Annotated in this window: 18 protein-coding genes, 1 pseudogene and 1 riboswitch; of the genes and pseudogenes, 15 read left to right on the forward strand and 4 right to left on the reverse strand. The window is 65.1% G+C overall.

Annotation, left to right across the window (positions count from 1 at the left end; genetic code table 11):
• Window positions 1-71 precede the first annotated feature (71 nt).
• Window positions 72-212, forward strand: a riboswitch (TPP riboswitch).
• The 6 genes from BMY71_RS07335 (at window position 201) to BMY71_RS07360 (ending at window position 6,069) form a co-directional block, all read left to right on the forward strand.
• The gene (locus BMY71_RS07335; protein ID WP_244526004.1) at window positions 201-1,310 is read left to right on the forward strand and encodes an FAD-dependent oxidoreductase; all 1,110 of its coding nucleotides are present in this window, start codon (window positions 201-203) and stop codon (window positions 1,308-1,310) included. It overlaps the preceding riboswitch by 12 nt.
• On the forward strand, window positions 1,301-1,498 hold the full coding sequence (thiS, locus tag BMY71_RS07340; RefSeq protein ID WP_041805403.1) for a sulfur carrier protein ThiS: 198 nt from the start codon (window positions 1,301-1,303) through the stop codon (window positions 1,496-1,498). Before BMY71_RS07335 ends, thiS begins: the two co-directional genes overlap by 10 nt.
• A 294-nt stretch (window positions 1,499-1,792) precedes the next feature.
• On the forward strand, window positions 1,793-2,575 hold the full coding sequence (locus BMY71_RS07345; protein ID WP_092682752.1) for a thiazole synthase: 783 nt from the start codon (window positions 1,793-1,795) through the stop codon (window positions 2,573-2,575).
• Complete coding sequence (locus BMY71_RS07350; protein ID WP_092682754.1) at window positions 2,562-3,170, forward strand: thiamine phosphate synthase; 609 nt, start codon at window positions 2,562-2,564, stop codon at window positions 3,168-3,170. Before BMY71_RS07345 ends, BMY71_RS07350 begins: the two co-directional genes overlap by 14 nt.
• Before the next feature lie 261 nt (window positions 3,171-3,431).
• Window positions 3,432-5,357: a phosphomethylpyrimidine synthase ThiC gene (gene thiC / locus BMY71_RS07355; RefSeq protein WP_092682756.1), complete on the forward strand. Its 1,926-nt coding sequence runs from the start codon at window positions 3,432-3,434 to the stop codon at window positions 5,355-5,357.
• 208 nt (window positions 5,358-5,565) lie between these two features.
• Complete coding sequence (locus BMY71_RS07360; RefSeq protein WP_092682758.1) at window positions 5,566-6,069, forward strand: hypothetical protein; 504 nt, start codon at window positions 5,566-5,568, stop codon at window positions 6,067-6,069.
• Window positions 6,070-7,287: 1,218 nt separating this feature from the next.
• Here the strand turns inward: BMY71_RS07360 and BMY71_RS07365 are convergent.
• The gene (locus BMY71_RS07365) at window positions 7,288-7,713 is read right to left on the reverse strand and encodes a hypothetical protein (protein ID WP_092682761.1); all 426 of its coding nucleotides are present in this window, start codon (window positions 7,711-7,713) and stop codon (window positions 7,288-7,290) included.
• Between the two features lie 200 nt (window positions 7,714-7,913).
• Between BMY71_RS07365 and BMY71_RS07370 the strand changes: the two genes are divergently transcribed.
• From BMY71_RS07370 to BMY71_RS25215, 3 genes are all read left to right on the forward strand, one after another.
• Complete coding sequence (locus BMY71_RS07370) at window positions 7,914-8,297, forward strand: RidA family protein (RefSeq protein ID WP_092682763.1); 384 nt, start codon at window positions 7,914-7,916, stop codon at window positions 8,295-8,297.
• A 380-nt stretch (window positions 8,298-8,677) separates the two neighbouring features.
• Window positions 8,678-9,688: a hypothetical protein gene (locus tag BMY71_RS07375; protein ID WP_244526005.1), complete on the forward strand. Its 1,011-nt coding sequence runs from the start codon at window positions 8,678-8,680 to the stop codon at window positions 9,686-9,688.
• 231 nt (window positions 9,689-9,919) lie between these two features.
• Entirely contained in the window at window positions 9,920-11,101 is a 1,182-nt protein-coding gene (locus tag BMY71_RS25215; RefSeq protein ID WP_092682765.1) for a cytochrome P450, read from the forward strand.
• Here the strand turns inward: BMY71_RS25215 and BMY71_RS25220 are convergent.
• Window positions 11,095-11,175 (reverse strand): annotated as a pseudogene (locus BMY71_RS25220) (DUF2277 family protein); the annotation flags it as partial. The gene BMY71_RS25215 and the pseudogene BMY71_RS25220 sit on opposite strands and share 7 nt — an antisense overlap.
• Before the next feature lie 146 nt (window positions 11,176-11,321).
• On the opposite strand from BMY71_RS25220, the gene BMY71_RS07385 reads away from it, so the two are divergent.
• The 4 genes from BMY71_RS07385 (at window position 11,322) to BMY71_RS07400 (ending at window position 13,540) form a co-directional block, all read left to right on the forward strand.
• Window positions 11,322-11,948, forward strand: a complete 627-nt coding sequence (locus tag BMY71_RS07385) for an SOUL family heme-binding protein (protein WP_092682767.1) — start codon at window positions 11,322-11,324, stop codon at window positions 11,946-11,948.
• Between the two features lie 67 nt (window positions 11,949-12,015).
• Window positions 12,016-12,261, forward strand: coding sequence for a DUF2188 domain-containing protein (locus BMY71_RS07390; protein ID WP_092682769.1), 246 nt, complete (start codon window positions 12,016-12,018; stop codon window positions 12,259-12,261).
• A 156-nt stretch (window positions 12,262-12,417) separates the two neighbouring features.
• Complete coding sequence (locus BMY71_RS07395; protein ID WP_092682771.1) at window positions 12,418-12,876, forward strand: DoxX family protein; 459 nt, start codon at window positions 12,418-12,420, stop codon at window positions 12,874-12,876.
• A gap of 205 nt (window positions 12,877-13,081) precedes the next feature.
• Window positions 13,082-13,540 carry a hypothetical protein gene (locus BMY71_RS07400; protein WP_244526006.1) on the forward strand — a complete coding sequence of 153 codons (459 nt, stop codon included), beginning with the start codon at window positions 13,082-13,084 and terminating at the stop codon, window positions 13,538-13,540.
• A gap of 42 nt (window positions 13,541-13,582) precedes the next feature.
• Here the strand turns inward: BMY71_RS07400 and bfr are convergent, their stop codons facing one another.
• Both bfr and BMY71_RS25500 read right to left on the reverse strand, forming a co-directional pair.
• Entirely contained in the window at window positions 13,583-14,065 is a 483-nt protein-coding gene (gene bfr, locus BMY71_RS07405; protein ID WP_092682775.1) for a bacterioferritin, read from the reverse strand.
• A gap of 140 nt (window positions 14,066-14,205) precedes the next feature.
• Window positions 14,206-14,610: a (2Fe-2S)-binding protein gene (locus BMY71_RS25500; protein ID WP_347336023.1), complete on the reverse strand. Its 405-nt coding sequence runs from the start codon at window positions 14,608-14,610 to the stop codon at window positions 14,206-14,208.
• Between the two features lie 249 nt (window positions 14,611-14,859).
• On the opposite strand from BMY71_RS25500, the gene BMY71_RS07415 reads away from it, so the two are divergent.
• Both BMY71_RS07415 and BMY71_RS07420 read left to right on the forward strand, forming a co-directional pair.
• On the forward strand, window positions 14,860-15,168 hold the full coding sequence (locus tag BMY71_RS07415) for a hypothetical protein (protein ID WP_092682779.1): 309 nt from the start codon (window positions 14,860-14,862) through the stop codon (window positions 15,166-15,168).
• Window positions 15,169-15,388: 220 nt separating this feature from the next.
• Complete coding sequence (locus tag BMY71_RS07420) at window positions 15,389-15,673, forward strand: hypothetical protein (RefSeq protein ID WP_092682781.1); 285 nt, start codon at window positions 15,389-15,391, stop codon at window positions 15,671-15,673.
• The last annotated feature ends 79 nt before the right edge of the window (window positions 15,674-15,752 follow it).

Consider the following 15,752-nt stretch of genomic DNA (forward strand, 5'->3'; position numbering starts at 1 on the left):
TTGTGTCAGCCCAACGGAACAAGCCCTCGCCGAAAGGCACGTTGACACCGGGGGCTATCGGCTTACATTGAGCCCGTTCCGAGGGGGGCTCCGACGAGGAGCTGAGATACCGCACGCTCGCTGCTTCGCTTGTCGAAGATCATGCGGGACCGCGGTGACCCTTTGAACCTGATCCGGGTCATGCCGGCGAAGGGACAGGGATGTATCAGACGATCCAAGGCCAAGGCGGGGCCGATTCCGCCGCTCATCAAGCCGCAATTGCACCTGTTGCGCCGGCCCCGGCTGACGCGACCTTGACCGGCGCCAAGCCCGATCTGCGCAAGGACGCGCCGGTCTCGGTGATCGGCGCCGGCATCGCCGGCGCCTGGCAGGCGCTGCTCCTGGCGCGCGCCGGCCGGCAGGTGACGCTGTACGAGCGCGGCGACCGAGAGATGACCCAGGCCACCAGCCATTGGGCCGGCGGCATGCTCGCGCCCTATTGCGAAGCCGAGGCCGCCGAGCCGATGGTCGGCCAGATGGGCCTGCGCTCGCTGGAAATGTGGCGCAAGGAATTCCCGGAGACCGCGTTCAACGGCTCGCTGGTCGTGGCCCATCCACGCGACCGCGCCGATTTCGAACGCTTCGCCAAGATGACCGCGGGCCACCGGCGGCTCGACGCCGATGGCGTCGCCGAGCTGGAGCCTGCGCTCGCCGGCCGCTTCCGCGAGGGCCTGTACTTCCCCGACGAAGGCCATGTCGAGCCGCGGCTGGTTTTGGCGCGACTGCATGAGCGCCTCGTCGAGGCCGGCGGCGCGATCCATTTTGAATCCGAAATGACGCCGGAAGAACTCGACGGGCTGGTGATCGATTGCCGTGGTCTGGCGGCCCGCGACAAGGCGCCGGAGCTGCGCGGCGTCAAGGGCGAGATGGTGGTGATCAAGGCCACCGAAGTGACGCTGTCGCGCCCGGTCCGGCTGATGCACCCGCGCTGGCCGCTGTATGTCATCCCGCGCGAGAACAATCACTTCATGCTGGGCGCGACCTCGATCGAGAGCGAGGACGAACTCGTCACGGTGCGCTCGGCGCTCGAACTGCTCAGCGCCGCCTATGCGGTGCATCCGGCGTTCGGCGAAGCGCATATCGTCGAGATCGGCGCCGGGCTGCGCCCCGCTTTTCCCGACAATCTTCCGCGCATTTCCATCGGCAACCGCCGCGTCGCGACCAACGGCCTGTACCGCCACGGCTTCCTGATGGCGCCGTCGCTCGCCGAGAAGGTGGTGGCCTATGTCGAGCGCGGCGAGATCGACAATCAGGTGATGCGATGCTTGTGACCATCAACGGCGAACAGCGCGACGTCGCCGCCAGCAGCGTTGCCGCGCTGATGAGCGAACTCGACTGCACCGGCGGCCACTACGCGGTCGCGATCAACTACGACGTCGTGCCGCGCGGCAAATGGGACGAAACCCCCCTCGCCGCCGGCGACGAAATCGAGATCCTGACACCCCGCCAGGGAGGGTGATGTGGCGGCCTCGACACCCCCCACATCGTCATCGCCCGGCTTGACCGGGCGACCCAGTATCCCGGAGCGCCTGCGTACAGCATCGATGGCTCTGCAATACGGGATCCCCGCTTTCGCGGGGATGACGAAGGCGCGGACGATGATGGCGGGGATGACGATGAGTGCCCCTTCTCCCCTCCCCCTTGCGGGGAGGGGACGGGGGTGGGGGGCCCCGGGCACCGTGCTCGGCTCGCCCTCACCCCAGCCCTCTCCCGCAAGCGGGAGAGGGAGCGATCAGTGCTCGGAGCGATACGCATGGTGAAATTCTACGACCGCGAGATCTCCTCCCGTCTGCTGATCGGCAGCGCGCTGTATCCGTCGCCGGCGATCATGCAGGACGCGATCCGCGACAGCGGCGCGGAGATCGTCACCGTGTCGCTGCGCCGCGAGACCGCGGGCGGCAAGGCCGGCGATCAGTTCTGGTCGCTGATCCGCGAACTCGGCGTCACCGTGCTGCCGAACACCGCCGGCTGCCGCAGCGTGCGCGAGGCGGTGACCACCGCCAAGCTGGCGCGCGAATTGTTCGCGACGTCCTGGATCAAGCTCGAAGTGATCGCCGACAACGACACGCTGCAGCCGGACGTCGTGGGCCTCGTCGAAGCCGCGCAGATCCTGATCAAGGACGGCTTCGAGGTGTTCCCCTATTGCACCGAGGATCTCAGCGTCGCGCTGCGGCTGGTCGACGCCGGCTGCCGCGTGATCATGCCGTGGGCCGCGCCGATCGGCAGCGCGCGCGGCATCACCAATCGCGACGCCTTGAAGCTGCTGCGCGACCGCCTGCCCGATATCACGCTGGTGGTCGACGCCGGGCTCGGCGCGCCGAGCCACGCCGCCGAGGCGATGGAGCTCGGCTACGACGCCGTGCTGCTCAACACCGCAATCGCCAAAGCCGAAGACCCGGTGGCGATGGCGCGCGCCTTCCGGCTCGCGGTCGACGCCGGCCGTCTGGGCTATCAGGCCGGGCTGATGGGCGCCCGCGATTTCGCCTCCCCCTCAACCCCTGTGATTGGGACACCGTTCTGGCATGCCGTATCCTGATCGCTTCTATCCCGTCGTCGACAGCATCGCGTGGGTGAAACGCCTCGCCGCGCTCGGCGTCGGCACCGTGCAGCTCCGCGCCAAGGACCTCGACGACGGCGCAGCCTTGCAGCTCGTCACCGACGCGCTCGAGGCGCTGCAGGGCACCGACACTAAGCTCGTCGTCAACGACTATTGGCGCGCGGCGATCGTCGCCGGCGCGCAGCATCTGCATCTCGGTCAGGAAGACCTCGCCGAGGCCGACCTTCACGAAATCCGCAGCGCCGGGCTGACGCTCGGCCTCTCCACGCATGACGACGCCGAACTCGAAACCGCGCTGGCCGCAAGGCCCGACTACATCGCGCTCGGCCCGATCTTCCCGACCACGCTGAAGTCGATGCGCTTCGCGCCGCAGGGCATTCCGAAGATCACCGAATGGAAGAAGCGCGCAGGCCGCATCCCGCTGGTGGCGATCGGCGGCATCAAGCTCGAACAGGCCGAGGAGATCTTCGCGGCCGGCGCGGATTCGATCGCGGTGGTCAGCGACGTGACGCAGAACCCCGACCCGGATGCGCGGGTGCGCGCCTGGCTCGACGCCGTCGCGGAGAAAGCGTGATGATTGCCATTGCTGCGACGCGCGGCTTCCCTCACCCCAGCCCTCTCCCGCAAGCGGGAAAGGGAGCGCGCTGCGCTGCGGGGCGAGCGTTCGCGCTTCAATGCAAATCCAGCTCGCTGATCGGCACGGCGCCCTCTTCCCCCTCTCCCGCTTGCGGGGGAGGGTCGGGGTGGGGGCGACGCGCGCCTCAGCGCCCGCGTTGAACACCGTCCGCATAAGTAACAAGCAACGACTCCCGACAACAACACACAGGAGGATCGCATGAACATCAGGTCGAACCCCGACACGACGCGCCCCGCCGTCACCACCGGCGGCCTGCCCTCCTCGAAGAAGATCTACGCGACGCCCGCTGCCGCGCCGGATCTGCGCGTGCCGCTGCGCGAGATCATTCTGTCGGAAGGCGCCGGCGAGCCGAACCTGCCGATCTACGACACGTCGGGCCCCTACACCGACCCGAGCGTCACCATCGACGTCAATGCCGGGCTGTCGCGCGCCCGCACGCAATGGGTCAAGGAGCGCGGCGGCGTCGAAGAATATCAGGGCCGCGACGTCAAGCCGGAAGACAACGGCAATGTCGGCGCCGCGCATGCGGCGAAGTCGTTCACCGCCTATCACAAGCCGCTGCGCGGCATCGGCGACGCGCCGATCACCCAGTACGAATTCGCCCGCAAGGGCATCATCACCAAGGAGATGATCTACGTCGCCGAGCGCGAGAATCTCGGCCGCAAGCAGCAACTCGAGCGCGCCGAGGCGGCGCTGGCCGACGGCGAGAGCTTCGGCGCCAGCGTGCCGGCGTTCATCACGCCGGAATTCGTCCGCGATGAAATTGCCCGTGGACGCGCCATCATCCCGGCCAATATCAACCACGGCGAACTCGAGCCGATGATCATCGGCCGCAACTTCCTGACCAAGATCAACGCCAATATCGGCAACTCGGCCGTGACGTCGTCGGTGGAAGAAGAAGTCGACAAGATGGTGTGGGCGATCCGCTGGGGCGCCGACACCGTGATGGACCTCTCCACCGGCCGCAACATCCACACCACCCGGGAATGGATCCTGCGCAACGCGCCGGTGCCGATCGGCACGGTGCCGATCTATCAGGCGCTGGAGAAGTGCGAAGGCGATCCCGTCAAGCTGACCTGGGAGCTGTACAAGGACACGCTGATCGAGCAGTGCGAACAGGGCGTCGATTACTTCACGATCCACGCCGGCGTGCGGCTGCAATACATCCACCTCACTGCCAATCGCGTCACCGGCATCGTCTCGCGCGGCGGCTCGATCATGGCGAAGTGGTGCCTCGCGCATCACAAGGAGAGCTTCCTCTACACGCATTTCGACGAGATCTGCGACCTGATGCGGAAGTACGACGTGTCGTTCTCGCTCGGCGACGGCCTGCGCCCGGGCTCGATCGCCGACGCCAACGACCGCGCCCAGTTCGCCGAACTGGAGACGCTCGGCGAACTCACCAAGATCGCCTGGGCCAAGGGCTGCCAGGTGATGATCGAAGGCCCCGGCCACGTGCCGATGCACAAGATCAAGATCAACATGGACAAGCAGCTCAAGGAATGCGGCGAGGCGCCGTTCTACACGCTCGGGCCGCTGACCACCGACATCGCGCCGGGCTATGATCACATCACCAGCGGCATCGGCGCTGCGATGATCGGCTGGTTCGGCTGCGCGATGCTGTGCTACGTCACGCCGAAGGAGCATCTCGGCCTGCCCGATCGCAACGACGTCAAGGTCGGCGTGATCACCTACAAGATCGCCGCCCACGCCGCCGATCTGGCCAAGGGCCACCCCGCAGCGCAACTGCGCGACGACGCGGTGTCCCGCGCCAGATTCGATTTCCGCTGGCAGGACCAGTTCAACCTCGGCCTCGACCCCGACACCGCGCAGGCGTTCCACGACGAAACCCTGCCCAAGGACGCCCACAAGGTCGCGCATTTCTGCTCGATGTGCGGGCCGAAGTTCTGCTCGATGAAGATCACGCAAGATGTGCGCGACTACGCGGCGGGATTGGGCGACAACGAGAAGGCGGCGCTGTATCCGGCCGGAAGCGTCGGGATGAGCATCAGCGGTGTGATCGAGGACGGCATGGCGCAAATGAGCGCGAAGTTCAGGGATATGGGCGAGCAGCTGTATCTCGACGCCGAGAAGGTGAAGGAGAGCAACAAGGCGCTGTCGTAAGGCGGCGCGGGCTCCACGCGCACAGCGTCATCGGAAACAAAGCGGCCGGGCGAAAGCCCGGCCGTTTCGTTAGTGGCACCTGTAGGGCGGGTTAGCCGAAGGCGTAACCCGCCTCTTCCGCGCAAGCAGCCGGCGGATTACGCTGCGAATCCGCCCCGGGCTGATCTTTGCGCTTCGCTATCGCATTGGGGTCCGATGGAATGTTGTCATGAGATTTAGCCGCGCCTTGACCATCGGGGCAACCATCATCTTCGTTGGCTCAATTGCTGTCGTGTTATTGGCAGTGGCGTTATTGATATGGGGGCCGGACGATATCACCGACGAAGACAAAAAGTTTACCAGCCGGATCCTGCAAACACGCGATGCTGTGGTCATGTTTAGAGATGTTCATCCCGACCTTTGGGATTATGTCTGCTATATCGAACCATACGCTCTTACGTCAGAAACTCTCAGAAGCAGACTGCCTTTGGCAGGCGTCAAACTCAATTTTTCCCCGTATGACCGCGGGGTCGACGAAGAGCGCTGGGGTGTAGCATTCGTGACCCTCCACACCTCTCAAGCCCGAGTATATCTCATCGCCAAACGAGAGGTCGACCGAATCGAAGGTCCCGCGTGCCTGGCGCGAGAAACCGCCAGTTTCATGGTGGAAACCATTGTGGCAGAAAATATAGCCTACACCCAGCTAACCACGGCGGCAGATCACCCGAGATAGTTCCCGCCGCGATGTCTCTGCAAATCCTTTGGAGTTGTAAATATGAACGCGTTTGTAAACCCTTGAACCGGTGTGCTACGATTTATCGGTCGACACGCTGACGCAGTTTCAAACGGAAATGGCATTACTAATAATCCCGCAAGAAACGCAATTGGTCATACGTTGACCAGCCCGTAGGGCGGGTGAGCGCAGCGTAATCGGCGATTGCGCCGATACAAGCACTGTCGCCGCCCGGCGGGTTACGCCTTTGGCTAACCCGCCCTACGGGCTAAGGGCTCATCCGCCGCATCCCATGCAATCGCTTCCCGGCCGGTACGCCTTTAACTAACTCCGCCCTATGCGACTGCGGCAGCCGAAGAGCAAGCGTAGCCCGCATGAGCGAAGCGACATGCGGGGCATTGCAAGAACCCGCATCTCGCTTCGCTCATGCGGGCTACCAGATGCTACCAGCGCGCCTCCGCCCCGTTTCCGCAGTATCCGGCATTGACTTTATTCCTAACCGATGTATCCTCCGCCCGTCCTGTCCGTGAGGGGCGCTTCGCGAGGCGTCGTTGAGCGGGACAGATCATCTGGCTGGGCAACCAGCCGGATCAATGGCTCGGCGAAACCGGCGCAAGCTGGCGGAGACGGGTTGGATGCGGCGCCCGCGTCTCACGCCTCGCACGCGTGATCCCGGGCGGCTTCGGGCGAGCGGTCCGGGCCCACTACGGGGCTCCGCCACTCCACGATGGCTGTACGCATCCCAGGCGAACGGCGGGAAACCGTCGGGATGGCGAGCGGAACGCTCGCGCCTGGGAGCGGAAGAACCGTCCCGAAGCCGAACAAACGCCGCGGTGGGCGCGCCGAACGAGGCGTTGCGCGCTGACTTCATCTGAAGTCATCGCGAGCACCACCACCATCCGCGCCTTGGCGGCGCGCCCCCGCCCCTCGCTGCGACAGCGACGGGCGCACAGCTCGGGCGCGCTCGGCGCCGCGAGATCAATTCGGCGTGGCTGTTTGACAATCTAGTCCGGCGGGACGCGGCGACGAGCGTCGCTTGCGGCGGAGCTGTTTCCAGGAGTGCGCGATGACGCCGCCCGACACGCGACGAAGGCAAACCGCTCTGTCCACCGGCTTTGGCCGGCGCCTCGGGTCTTGATGGAATCAGAACCGAGGCGCTCGATTGATGTTCTGGGGCGTCGTCCGCGCGAACCGGCGTCCGCTTTGCTCAAAAACGCGCTATCTCAGCCCGATCGCCAAGCCGCTGAGGTCGAGGTCCGCGATTAGGCCGACCTGCCGGCCGGAGAGTTCGAGCACCGCGCCCTTTTCGTTGCGCAGCACGATGGCGCGGGCGCCGACGCCGATCGCAGCGCCCGCGCCGACCGCGCCATAGACGCCGGCGACGTCGCGGGGCGAGCGGATGTTGCTGACGCGCCCATAGAGATCGGCCTTCGAGCCGCCGAACACCAGGCCGTAGGACAGCCCGCCGATCGACAGCGGGTAGCGCCGGCCGTTGAACGTCAGCGTGCCCGAGCCGCCGGAGCCGCCGATGATCCAGCCGCCCTTGAAGATCGTGAGCGAGATGCGGCCTTCGTCGGCACGCGCGGCGGTCGCGCCCGCCATCGCAAGCATCAGCACGAACGCAACTCCGAACAATCGACGCATCGGTCTCTCCTTGGCAACGGCGGCGCGGGATCGCGGACCGGCTGTTTCGCGCGTCGCCGAAGGGCGGGGCGATTCGTGACTTCGACCATAGCAGAGCGCGGGCCGGCGCGGCGGCCATTGCAAGCTCACGGCATGCGGATGTCGATCCACTTTCCGCGTGCTATGCTGCGATCCAAACGACAATCACCAGGAGGAACGCCATGCCGATCCAGCACTTCGCGCCGCCCGCGCATATCCAGGCGCCGCCTTTGTCATTCGCGGCGCGGACCGGCGATCTGCTGTTCATCTCCGGCATTCCCGGCTACGATGACAACCGCCAGTTGCCCGACGATTTCGAAGCGCAGTTCGGCTTTGTCGTCGTCAATATCACCCGCGTCCTCACCGAGGCCGGCGCGAGCCTGCGCGATCTCGTCAAGCTCAACGTGCTGCTGACCCGCGCGGCCGACGTTGCGCCGATGAACAAGCTCTACGCCCAGGCGTTCGGCCCGGCGCCCTACCCTGCCCGCACCACCTGCGTGGTCCAGGCGCTGCCCGACCCGAAGATGCTGATCGAAATCGAAGGCATCGCGTCACTGGCGAAGTAAGCGGTCGACGCTTCGTCGCGGGAGCGAAGTGATTGCGCGGTCCCGATAGGGTGCGAGACTCAGGGGCGCGTTCGCCGCGCCCCTGAGTCCGAGACTGGCTTTTCGCGGCGATCCGGCAAAGCAAGCGTAAGGTTGACGCAGGGGCCAATCGATCGCATGCTGAAGGCCTGTTCCGCCGTCCTGACCGGCGCCTACCCGCTGCGACCCTTTTCCCGCGCCCTGCGTCGTTGATACAGGTCAAAGCCGCGCCGGTGCTCGCGGGAATTTGTAGGCGCTTTGCACCCATGATCGATGGGTAAAACCCGCGTCCAGACGCAGGTCCGGCTTTGAGCGGCGCAGAATTGGCGATAGGTTGCTTATCCATAGTTTCGGGGACCCGCGTGCTGCGCAAAGCTTTCATGAAAGTGTTTTCGGCCCATCCGGTCGAAACCATCGCCGCCTGCACCGGTCTGTTCATGATCGTGCTCGGCTTTGCGCTCGGCACCCAGACCGGCTGGGTCTGGTTCTGGGGCCAGGTTTCGGCGATCTTCGGCGCCAGCCTCGCCACCCTCGCGGTGGTGTGGACCGTCCGTCAGCGCGCCGCCGAGGCGCGGATGGCGGCCAATCTCAACGTGCTGGCCCGCCAGCTCGAAACCTCGATCAGCCAGATCCACAAATCGATCAAGGGCGGTCGCGACGAGTCGCTTCCCGCCGCGGTGTATCTCGCCCAGATCGAGCAGTGCATCGACAATCTGATCGGCGTCACCCATGAGATCGGCGAGATCACCGGGCGGCAATTGCCGTTCGACGTGATCGAGATGCTGACCGCGCGTGAAACGCTGCACATCGAGGCGCATATCACCGACGCCCGCGCCCCCGAGCGCAAGCTCGCCACCGAGACCGAGAATTGCCCGGCCTGCAAGAAGGCGGTCGAATTCCAGATCGGCAGCCTGCCCGGCGACAGCGCCAAGCCGACCTGCCCGCATTGCGGCCAGCGCTTCCACGCCCACCGCTCCACCACCGGCAACATCTTTCTGCGGATGCCCGGCGCTTCGCAATTCACCCGCGCGGTATCGGTCAATTGCCCGGCCTGCGCCAGCAAGATCCCGGCGAATATCGATCAGGGCAAGCAGCAATCGGAGACCCGGTTCTGCTTCTCCTGCGGGGCCAAGGTCAGCATCGATCCGCTCGGGCAGGAATGCACGCTGATCAGCAAGCAGGAGCGCCTGCCCGGTCATCTCAATGGCGCCGGCACGCTGGTCTGCGAGAAGTGCAGCGAGACGGCGATCGTGCTGACCTCGAACAGCGCCGGCACTTACGGCATCTGCCGCAAGGACGATGGCTTGGTGTTCCTCCCCGCCACCACCGCCCCGCAAGCGCAGGCCGCGCCGCGCAGCGACGCCGCCGAGTAGCGCTGCCGCGGAATTTCAGGACTGGAGCAAGATGACTTATCTTCGAGTCGTCATCCTGCTCCAGGTTCTTGTTTGAGCGTGATCTTTTCCGAAAAGCGGTGTCCACTTTTCGGGATCATGCTCTGACAGTGCGGCGCCGAGCCGCGCTGTTTTCAATTTGACAGGCGCGCCGCGCTTGATCACGCTTGCAGTTGCCTCGCAATTTCCTCCCGCACTGCAGCAGATCACCGCATGAGCAACGCTCCGCATTTCGAGATCGACGTCGCTTCGTTCTGGGCCGATCCTTATCCCGCGCTTGCGAGGATGCGCGCCGAGGCGCCGATCGCCTTTGTGCCGCAACTCGGCTCGACCATCTTCACCCGGCGCGACGACATCTTCGTCACCGAGAAGCGCATCGACGTGTTCTCGTCGCACCAGCCGGCCGGCCTGATGAACCGGCTGATGGGCCACAACATGATGCGCAAGGACGGCGACGCGCATATCGCCGAGCGCAGCGCCTTGTTTCCAGCGGTGTCGCCGCGCACCGTGAAGGACGTCTGGCGCGCGCAGTTTCAGGCCCATGCCGATCGGATCCTCGACGAACTCGCGCCGCAGGGTCACGCCGATCTGGTCAAGGCTTTCGCGCTGCCGCTGTCGGGTGAGTGCCTGAAGCACATCACCGGCCTCACCAATATCAGCTATCACGAGATGGATTCGTGGTCGCAGGCGATGATCGACGGCATCGCCAACTACACCGGCGACAAGGCGGTCGAGGATCGTTGCCATGCGGCGACCGCGGGCATCGACGCCGCGATCGACGACATGGCCCCGGTGGTGAGCAAGCATTCCAACCACTCGATGCTGAGCGTGCTGCTCGCCTCGGGCATGGCGATGGACAGTATCCGCGCCAACATCAAGCTCGCGATTTCGGGCGGGCAGAACGAGCCGCGCGACGCGATCGCGGGCTGCATCTGGGCGCTGCTGACGCATCCCGCAGAATACGCCAAGGTCGTTGCGGGGGATGCGAGCTGGCTCGCCGTGTTCGAGGAATACGCCCGCTGGATCGCACCGATCGGAATGTCGCCGCGCCGCGTCGCGCAGCCGTTCCATTATCGCGGCGTCGATTTCGAGCCGGAGGATCGGGTGTTCTTCATGTTCGGCTCGGCCAATCGCGACGAGGCCTGTTTCACTGATCCGGACGCGTTCGACGTCAGCCGCGATCATGCCAAAAGCATCGCCTTCGGCGCAGGTCCGCATTACTGCGCGGGCGCCTTCGCCTCGCGCGCGATGGTCGCCGACGTCGCGCTGCCGAGTGTGTTCGCACGGCTGAAAGCGCTGCGGCTCGACGAAGGCGAGCCGGTGCGGATCGGCGGCTGGGCGTTTCGCGGGCTGCTCAATCTGCCGGTCGCATGGAGCAGCGCCGCGCCGAATTGAGGCGCCGAGGCTCGGATGTCATGCTCGGTCGCCGGCGGTTCGAGATCGAACAGCGTTTCGATATTCCGGCACATGACGCGCCTCCTGATCGTCGTCGGCATTGCGGCCGATGGACACGCCGATCGCACGGCGCATCGCGGAGCTCCCAAACGCACGGCTCTTGTGATCGCCGGCCCAGTGACTAGCTGAGGCTGACGTTCGAACGGCTGCGAGGGTGTCGATGTCGACGATCTGGTACTACACCGTGCTGATATTCGAATCGGCGCTCGGCGTGTTCGGGCTGCGGCTGTACGAACAGCCGGCCTATGCGGTTCTCGACAGCCCCGCCGACAACATCGAGATCCGCCGCTATGCGCCGCGGCTGGCCGCCGAAGTCGCGCTCGACCGCGAAGGCGGCGCCGACGGCCGCGCCTTCACCTTGTTGTTCAACTACATCGCCGGCGCCAATCGCAACACGTCGGGTCAATCGGAGCGCGTCGCGATGACCGCGCCGGTCGACGTCGCCCGGCCGGAGAAAATCGCCATGACCGCGCCGGTGCAGACCGATCGCCGCGACGGCGCGATCCGGATGCGGTTTTTCCTGCCCACGCAACTCACAGCCGACACCGCGCCGGTGCCCGCCGACGATCGGGTCAGGATCGTCAAGGTGCCCGAGGAAACCGTCGCCACGCTGCGCTTCACCTGGACCGGCCGCGACCTCGCCGAACGCCAGCAGCAACTCATCGCAGCGCTCGAGAACTCGCGCTGGCAGCCCACCGCCGCGCCCTACGGCCTGTTCTACGATGCTCCCTTCACCATTCCCTTCCTGCGCCGCAACGAGGCGGCGGTGACGGTCACGCCGCGCTGAGCGCACGCGTGGAACCGCGATCGGGCGCGAACGTTGGCTGCGAGACATCACAACGCGCGAGGCACAGATGACCGAGATCACGTACACCATCGTCGAGCACGACGGCGGCTGGGCCTACAAGGTCAAGGACAGCTTCTCCGAGACCTTCCCGACCCACAAGGCCGCGGCGGCGGCCGCAGCGCGCGCCGCCAACGAACAGCGCGTCCCGGGCCGCACCGAGGTGATCCAATACGAGGACGAAGCCGGCCAATGGCGCGAGGAAACCGCGCGCGGCAACGACCGACCGAACACCTTGATCGTCGACAAGGGTTGAGCCGCGACGACTCTCACGATCACCGGCCGGAGCGACTGGTTGATGTGACACAGATAATAAGACCAGAACGACGAACCGACCGTGGGCGCGTCACGGGCCTTGTCGTCGTCGCAGGTCGTCACCACGGAATTCACCGGATCACAGCACGCATACCCCATGACTGAAGCGCACAGCACTGAAACTCACGCCACTGTCATTTCCACCGACCCCGCGTCCGCTTTGCATCGTGTCGTGATCCGCTGGGTGCTCGCGGCATTCTTCGTCGCTGCCGGCGTCGCGCATCTCGCGGTGCCCGATAAGCTGCTGGCGATGACGCCGGCCTGGGTGCCGTTCGCGCCGCAGGTGATCCTGGTCACCGGCCTGTGCGAATTCGCCGGCGCCATCGCGCTGGTGACGCGGCCGCTGCGCTGGTGGGCCGGCGTAGCGCTCGCGCTGTATGCGCTGGGCGTCTGGCCGGCGAACATCAAGCACGCGATCGACGGCATCGACATTCCCGGGATGCCGAGTAGCTGGTGGTATCATGGCCCGAGGCTGGCGGCGCAGCCGTTGATCATCTGGGCGAGCCTCTACGCTGCCAATGTGATCGACTGGCCGTTCCGTCGCCGCACCAGCTGACGTCCCGCGCCTGGGCCAACCCTTTCGGGCACGCCCCGAACGCCACTGTCCGTAAGTTCGCTTGCGTAACACGCGCCATGGTTGCAGAATGGAACCATGGCGGGAGGCTGCGTTGCGGGGCTTGTTGCGTATCCTGGCGTGTGGTGCGACTGCGATGCTGGCCGGTTGCGTGACCGATGCCGGCAGCATCCGGTCCGGAAGCTGGATGATTGATCAGAAGCCCGACAGGATCACCGGCACGCCGGTCGCGGGCGCGGTCACCAGGACCTGGGGCGCCACCAACAGCAACAACCCGGCGATCCGGAACGCTCTGTTGCAACTCACCTGTTTCGAGAACCGGCCGATTGCGAAGATCGCCTTGGATTTCAAGATCGGCAGCGACCGCAACACCAGCCTCGGCTACCGGTTCGACGACAAGCCCGGGCGCGACTCGGTCGAGTCACGCGTGCTGCTCGGCTACCAAGTGATCGTCATTGAGGATGCCGCGGCGCTGCAGCAATTCGTCGACGACCTGCGCGGATCGAACAGACTGTTCGTCCGGTTTCGCTCGCTCAACGCGGGCAACAGCGCCGTGGAGTTCAAGGTCGACGGGTCGGAGACGGCGATCGAGGCGGCCTATGCGGCCTGCCCGTTGTCGCCGGCGACTTCGCGCCGGACGACCTGACGGCGCGTATCCGCAATCAGGGATACGAGCCGTCATTTTCAATCAGTCGTGGTCGAGTTCGCCGATGTGGTGCTGCTGATACAGCTCGACGCCGATCCGGTTGACCAGATCGATCTGGGTCTCGAGGAAATCGATATGATGCTCCTCGTCCTTCATCAGCTTTTCGAACAGGTCGCGTGACACGTAGTCCTTCACGCTGTGGCAGTAGGTCGCCGCTTCCTGGTAGAGCGCGCGGGCGTCGATCTCGGCCTGCAGGTCGGAGTTCAGCACTTCCTTGACGTTCTGGCCGATCCGAAGCGGATCAAGCACCTGCATGTTCGGGAAGCCGTCGAGGAAAATGATGCGATCGGTGAGCTTGTCGGCGTGTTCCATCTCTTCGATGGATTCCTTGCGCCAGGTCTTGGCGAGGTCCTTCAGCCCCCAATTGTCGAGCAGGCGATAATGCAGCCAATACTGGCTGATAGCCGTCAGCTCGCTGCGCAGACCGCGGTTGAGATATTCGATGACCTTGGCATCGCCCTTCATGACTTCTCCTGTCGCCTTCCGGCGCAAACCGGCAACGCGCCGGCGCCCCGTTTTAGAATTAGAATTGGAATAGTTCTAGATCATAAGTCGGACCGATCGCAATCCCGCGCAAGCGCGCAGGCATCGATCCCTCTCGGGGCTCAGGAGACGTGCGCGTGAGCGTGTCCGGGGGTGCAAGCCGCGTCGGTCATGATCTTTCGAATGGTGTGCATACAACGGCCGCACTGACGGCTGCAGCCGAGGCAACGATGAACCTCGCCGGCGCTGCGCGCATTCCCACCATCGGGATGCAGCGCGCTGCGGACGTCGTGGTCGGTGAGGACGTTGCAGGAACAGACAATCATGGAATTTCGATAGTCCCAATGATGACGATGCGAGTTTTGGAATAGTGAAGAGATAGGATCGACGCAAAAGGAAAAGCGTTGTTTTGAAGCTATTCCAAACTCGACTGGCGGGCTTGATCTCGCGCAAGCGCGCGTCCTGCCGCCTTTTTCGACGCGGCGGCCGCTTGCGCTGCTAGTTTCCGTCAGGTCCGTGAGGCACATCACGGCGGCCGAGCCGCAATCTTCATGCGGCGGCAGACGAGATCGCCCGGATCGGCGAGGCTTCGGAAGCGGTTTCGGCCCATCGGGCCCGGCGCCTGCCGAAGCCGAAACATGGCCACTAGCCGAAACATGGCCACTCTACGAGCCACCCATTCATTATTCGTTCAAGAGAAACGTGGAACCTAGTGGCCTGCGACATTGGCGCACGGACCCGTCGGGGATCGGACGGGAGATCGAAAGGGTGAAGCCATGATGAAACCATTGATGGCGCTGGCTGCAGCGGCGACGCTGGGGATCGCGGCGGTCGGCTTGCCGGCCCCCGCGCAGGCTCATGACGGCTTGGGCGTGGGGCTCGCAGCCGGGCTGCTCGGCGGCGCAATCGTCGGCGGCGCGATGGCCGGCGGCCCGGGTTACTACGGGTACGGACCCGGCTATTATCACAGACCCGCCCCCGCCTATGTGGTCGGCCCGGGCTATTACGGCGACTGCTACTTGCAGCGCCAGCGCTTTTGGGACGGCTATGGCTGGCGAATCCGCACAGTTCGCGTCTGTGAGTGACAGTGAACCTTCGAGTGGCTTCGAACGACTAATCGTTCTCCTCGAACCGCAGCGGATCCGGGGAGCTGGCGCCGTGTGTGCCCGAAAAACACCGTTTTTCAGGCACAGAGATCCGCGGCTGATCTGCGACGATTGACGGCATTGCATTTTTTTGATGCTGTGCGGATGGGTCGAATTTTCGTCAACAAGCGCCGGTCGCGGCGCCACTCTGGAGAGACAAATGAAGAAGACTGTTTCGGTCCTGCTTGCGGTCGCGACCATTGCCGGCTCGCTGGTCACCGCGGTTCCGGGCGCGAAGGCCGATGGCGGCCGGATCGCGGCTGGCGTCGCCGGCGGCCTGATCGGCGGCGCCCTGCTCGGCGGCGCGATTGCCGCCAGCCGGCCGGCCTATGCCGCCCCCGCCCCGGTCTATGTCGAAGAGCCGGAGTGCCGGGTGGTGCGCGAGCGCTTCTGGGACGAGTATCGCGGCGTCTGGCGCTCGCGCCCGGTCCAGGTCTGCGATTGATCGCGATCGCCGATCCTTCCGGATTGCGCGACCGCATTTGCTGAAATTCGAAACCCGGCCGAGCGATCGGCCGGGTTTT

This window comes from Rhodopseudomonas pseudopalustris, assembly GCF_900110435.1.
GTDB classification, from domain to species: domain Bacteria; phylum Pseudomonadota; class Alphaproteobacteria; order Rhizobiales; family Xanthobacteraceae; genus Rhodopseudomonas; species Rhodopseudomonas pseudopalustris.

Bases quoted from the DNA above. Each gene is read 5' to 3' on its own strand.
- BMY71_RS07335 (WP_244526004.1), top strand. From the start codon at position 201: ATGTATCAGACGATCCAAGGCCAAGGCGGGGCCGATTCCGCCGCTCAT.
- thiS (WP_041805403.1), top strand. From the start codon at position 1,301: ATGCTTGTGACCATCAACGGCGAACAGCGCGACGTCGCCGCCAGCAGC.
- BMY71_RS07345 (WP_092682752.1), top strand. From the start codon at position 1,793: ATGGTGAAATTCTACGACCGCGAGATCTCCTCCCGTCTGCTGATCGGC.
- BMY71_RS07350 (WP_092682754.1), top strand. From the start codon at position 2,562: ATGCCGTATCCTGATCGCTTCTATCCCGTCGTCGACAGCATCGCGTGG.
- thiC (WP_092682756.1), top strand. From the start codon at position 3,432: ATGAACATCAGGTCGAACCCCGACACGACGCGCCCCGCCGTCACCACC.
- BMY71_RS07360 (WP_092682758.1), top strand. From the start codon at position 5,566: ATGAGATTTAGCCGCGCCTTGACCATCGGGGCAACCATCATCTTCGTT.
- BMY71_RS07365 (WP_092682761.1), bottom strand. From the start codon at position 7,713: ATGCGTCGATTGTTCGGAGTTGCGTTCGTGCTGATGCTTGCGATGGCG.
- BMY71_RS07370 (WP_092682763.1), top strand. From the start codon at position 7,914: ATGCCGATCCAGCACTTCGCGCCGCCCGCGCATATCCAGGCGCCGCCT.
- BMY71_RS25215 (WP_092682765.1), top strand. From the start codon at position 9,920: ATGAGCAACGCTCCGCATTTCGAGATCGACGTCGCTTCGTTCTGGGCC.
- BMY71_RS07385 (WP_092682767.1), top strand. From the start codon at position 11,322: ATGTCGACGATCTGGTACTACACCGTGCTGATATTCGAATCGGCGCTC.
- BMY71_RS07390 (WP_092682769.1), top strand. From the start codon at position 12,016: ATGACCGAGATCACGTACACCATCGTCGAGCACGACGGCGGCTGGGCC.
- BMY71_RS07395 (WP_092682771.1), top strand. From the start codon at position 12,418: ATGACTGAAGCGCACAGCACTGAAACTCACGCCACTGTCATTTCCACC.
- BMY71_RS07400 (WP_244526006.1), top strand. From the start codon at position 13,082: ATGATTGATCAGAAGCCCGACAGGATCACCGGCACGCCGGTCGCGGGC.
- bfr (WP_092682775.1), bottom strand. From the start codon at position 14,065: ATGAAGGGCGATGCCAAGGTCATCGAATATCTCAACCGCGGTCTGCGC.
- BMY71_RS25500 (WP_347336023.1), bottom strand. From the start codon at position 14,610: ATGTGCCTCACGGACCTGACGGAAACTAGCAGCGCAAGCGGCCGCCGC.
- BMY71_RS07415 (WP_092682779.1), top strand. From the start codon at position 14,860: ATGATGAAACCATTGATGGCGCTGGCTGCAGCGGCGACGCTGGGGATC.
- BMY71_RS07420 (WP_092682781.1), top strand. From the start codon at position 15,389: ATGAAGAAGACTGTTTCGGTCCTGCTTGCGGTCGCGACCATTGCCGGC.